Genomic DNA, 792 nt, shown 5'->3' on the forward strand with positions numbered 1-792 from the left:
CGAACTGAATGGTGTGCCCTGCCTGGCGCTGGACGAAGCCGACGTGGCCAAACAGGCCATCGCCTGCACCCGCAGCTTCGGCCAGACCGTGACCGCCCTGGCCGATTTGCGCCAGGCGGTGACCGAATTCGCCGGCCGCGCGGCGGTGAAACTGCGACGCCAAGGCAGCCATGCCGCCCTGGTGCAGACCTACATCCGCAGCAGCCCATTCCGGCCGCAACGCTATGCCCGGGCGCTGGCCATCCCCCTGGTTCAGCCCACGGCCGACACGCTGCAGATCGCGGCCGCCGCCCTGCGGGCGCTGGACGCCATATACCGCCCGGGCGTCGATTACGCCAAGGCCGGCGTCCTGTTGCTGGGGCTGGAGCCGGCGTCGGAACGCCAGACCACGCTGCCCTGGGCGCCGACGGCCCCGGCCAGCGCCGGCCAGCGCCACCGGCTGATGCAGACGCTGGACGCCCTCAACGCCCGCTGGGGCCCGGGCACCGTGGCGCTGGGCAGCGCCGCCCTGCGCCATGCGCCCGCGCCGCGCTGGGCCATGCGCCAGCAGCGCCGCTCGCCGCGCTACACCACGCGCTGGGACGAACTGCTGACCCTGGCCTGAACACAGCGACAGGCGCAGGCGCAAACACCCTGACCCCAGAAAACGGGGCAAGAAAAAAAGCACCTGGGCGGACCGCACAGGTGCTTGATTCGGATGGTGGGTCGTGCGTGACTCGAACACGCGACCTACGGATTAAAAGTCCGCTGCTCTACCAACTGAGCTAACGACCCCACCGGAAACTGGGCATC

1 protein-coding gene and 1 tRNA gene are annotated in these 792 nt (G+C 70.2%); one reads left to right on the forward strand and one right to left on the reverse strand.

Annotated features, from left to right (window positions below; translation table 11 throughout):
- Window positions 1-604 (forward strand): DUF4113 domain-containing protein (locus HA630_RS02375; RefSeq protein WP_166832217.1); only part of this gene is annotated, 604 nt, incomplete at its 5' end.
- 94 nt (window positions 605-698) lie between these two features.
- Here the strand turns inward: HA630_RS02375 and HA630_RS02380 are convergent.
- Window positions 699-774 (reverse strand) — tRNA-Lys (locus HA630_RS02380).
- Window positions 775-792: the final 18 nt, after the last annotated feature.

This window comes from Aquabacterium sp. A08 (genome assembly GCF_011742065.1).